At 55.6% G+C, this 2,139-nt stretch carries 2 protein-coding genes; both read right to left on the minus strand.

Annotated elements, in window-relative coordinates:
* Positions 1 to 95: 95 nt before the first annotated feature.
* Complete coding sequence (locus HQL63_16300) at positions 96 to 1,007, minus strand: UbiA prenyltransferase family protein (protein ID MBF0178383.1); 912 nt, start codon at positions 1,005 to 1,007, stop codon at positions 96 to 98.
* Positions 985 to 2,013 carry an NAD-dependent epimerase/dehydratase family protein gene (locus tag HQL63_16305; protein MBF0178384.1) on the minus strand — a complete coding sequence of 343 codons (1,029 nt, stop codon included), beginning with the start codon at positions 2,011 to 2,013 and terminating at the stop codon, positions 985 to 987. The genes HQL63_16300 and HQL63_16305 overlap by 23 nt, the downstream gene beginning before the upstream one ends.
* Positions 2,014 to 2,139: the final 126 nt, after the last annotated feature.

The following is a 2,139-nucleotide window of genomic DNA, read 5'->3' on the forward strand; positions in this document are numbered from 1 at the left end:
AGGACAGAGTCCTGGTGGGGTTCGGGGCGAAGCCCTGACAAAGGCTTTCATATCCTGGCTTTTTTTGAAAGGGTACTGAATAGTTACGATTTTTTTTAACGAAACAACACCGGGTTCCACTGCTCGATAGCCAGATAAAAGGCAAGCCAGATCATGATGATCACGATCAGCCTGGGATCCTTGAGCAAAACTTCGGCTGGATCCTCGCCATAGTTGTGTACCAAAACCAGGCGCAAATAGTGAAAAACAGCATAAAAAACGAAGGGAAGGGTCAGGATCTGCGCATGACTCTTGCCACCAAGGGCCGTAAAAAGGGCGTAGGAGACCATGGTCATGACTCCCGTGGCCCCCAACAGAATGTCGAGAAAGGGCATGGAATACTTACCCAGTACCGCCCGCTGCCGGTGACCCTGAATCGAAACCGTGGCCAACTCCGCCCGGCGCTTGGCAATGCCCAAAAACAAGGTCAGAAAAAAGGTGCAGAGCAAAATCCAGGAGGTGGGCAGGTCGCCCAAAATATACACCCCAGCCAGCATGCGCAGTATGAAACCGGATGCAATCGAGAGAACATCCAACAGGGGATGATCTTTCAGCCAGAGAGAATATAAAATATTATTTAAAAGATACAACAGAATGCAAATCAAGGTGCCCGTGTGCAACCAGGCGCTTCCCAGCAAGGCCAGAGCAGCCAGCGCCAGGCTGATGCCAGAGGCCTGCCTGACCGATATCTGCCCGCTGGGGATGGGGCGCAGACACTTCACCGGGTGCAACCGATCCCGTTCCCGATCCACAATATCATTGAAGACATAGACCGCAGACGAAGCGGCACAAATCAGCACAAAAACCACCCCTACCGGCAGATAACAATGAAACTCTCCCATATGGCCGCCGAACAGCAGGCCCACCAGGACAAAACTGTTCTTGATCCACTGCCGTGGCCGCAACAAACGGACATAGGGGGAGTTGAACATCGCCTCAAGCCGGCTAGGAGAGCCACTTGACGACACGCAGAACGGCCTCCTTGACCGGGCGCCGGTGGGCCCCCCCAGCCTTTTCCGCCATCAACCGGTCATAATGGTCCTGAAACCACGTGTAACTCTCCTGGAACATTTCATCGTTGGAGTAACGTGGCCTCCACCCCATGGCCAACAACGGGGAGACATCGAAATGAAAGGGCTTGTGATAGGTCAAATAGTGCCATGGCGCCAGAGGGGAGAGACGCAAGGCATCCAGAATGCCCAGTGTGGCAATGGTCAACCCTGCCGGCAAGGCGCGCACCCGGGATGTCGTCCCGGCAAAACGGATCAAACTCTCCAGCCCCTCCCGCAGGGTACCAAAACGATCCGTCCCAACGTTGTAGATACCGGTACGTCCGGCATCGAGGGCGATCATGTAAAAATCCATCAGGTCATGGGCATGGACAAACTGAAACAAACCCCGCCCATCGCCAATGGTATAGACATCACGCCCTTCCCGAATCCACTCGAAAAGAATCTGGAAAATGCCCAATCGCCCATCGCCCAGAATGGTGCGGGGACGAATGACGATCAATGGCAAACCATGGTCCCGGCACACCTGCTGCACAGCCTGTTCCCCCGCCAGTTTGGCACGGCCATAAATTTCAACCGGTTTCAGGGACGTCGCCGCCGTGATGGGCAATTGTTGCGGATTGCCATACAAGGCACTGGAACTCATGTGGATAAAGGCCTTGACCCCGGCCTTCGCCGCCATGGCCGCGGCCAGTCGGCTTCCCTCGGTGTTGACCTGACGGAAACGATCCCCGGATTTGGTCAGGGGAACCAAGGCAACGTTGTGATGGACAACATCCATCCCCCGCATGGCCTCGGCTACGCCAGCCTGATCAAGAATGTCACACTTGACAAACTCAATCTCCCGGGGCCGGGTGGCATCCTCCCAAATATCCAGAATGCGCACCTGCTCGCCCCGGGCCAACAAGCGACGGGCAATCAGGTTTCCCAAAAAACCGGAACCCCCGGTAATCAGGTGTCGCATGGCAACTCTCCAACCTCTCGGCAATAAATATTCAGAAGATGGTGACTGTTCACACCCGGTAGCGAATCGGAGTCCAGGGGGCTGGCTCCCTGGCGGGTCAAGGGCAGAGCCCTTGCGGGTCAAGGG

It is taken from the genome of Magnetococcales bacterium, from assembly GCA_015231175.1.
GTDB lineage: Bacteria > Pseudomonadota > Magnetococcia > Magnetococcales > DC0425bin3 > HA3dbin3.

What these genes read in the sequence shown, in the direction of transcription:
- HQL63_16305 (MBF0178384.1), bottom strand. Translation starts at nt 2,013, where the DNA reads ATGCGACACCTGATTACCGGGGGTTCCGGTTTTTTGGGAAACCTGATT.